1 protein-coding gene is annotated in these 595 nt (G+C 48.2%); it reads left to right on the top strand.

The window, feature by feature from the left end; all coding sequences use genetic code 11:
- A partial coding sequence (locus R7E78_RS28445) for a GspE/PulE family protein (RefSeq protein ID WP_318058923.1) occupies positions 1-595 on the top strand: 595 nt, incomplete at both ends.

The following is a 595-nucleotide window of genomic DNA, read 5'->3' as shown; positions in this document are numbered from 1 at the left end:
GTGGATGCGGATGCGGTGCAAATACTGCCAGAAGTGCATGCTCGTCGTTTACGTGCAATGGTGGTGGCTCGTAATGGTGACACTTTACGTGTTGCGATGAGTGATCCGGCGGATCTGTTTACCCAAGAGTCTTTAATGAACTTGCTAGGTGAGTACAACCTTGAGTTCATCATTGCCTCTGAGCGTCAGTTGATCAGCAGTTTCGACCGTTACTACCGCCGTACCAAAGAGATCGCGTCCTTTGCTGAGCAGTTACAAGCCGAGCACCAAGACGTACAAAGCTTTGACTATGGCATCGATGAAGCCGACAGTGAAGAAGTCACCGTTGTAAAACTGGTTAATTCGATGTTTGAAGACGCGGTGCAAGTTGGTGCATCGGATATCCATATCGAACCAGACGATAAAGTCTTGCGTTTACGCCAGCGTGTCGATGGTGTGCTGCATGAAACCATTCTGAACGAAGTGAACATCGCTTCTGCATTGGTATTACGCCTTAAGTTGATGGCGCACTTGGATATTTCTGAGAAGCGTCTGCCGCAAGATGGTCGCTTCAACATCAAAGTTCGTGGCCAGTCGATTGATATTCGTATGTCGA

The sequence above is a fragment of the Vibrio sp. YT-19(2023) genome (assembly GCF_033337395.1).
Note: the sequence above shows the minus strand (reverse complement) of the source record. Positions and strands in the feature narration are given on the sequence as shown.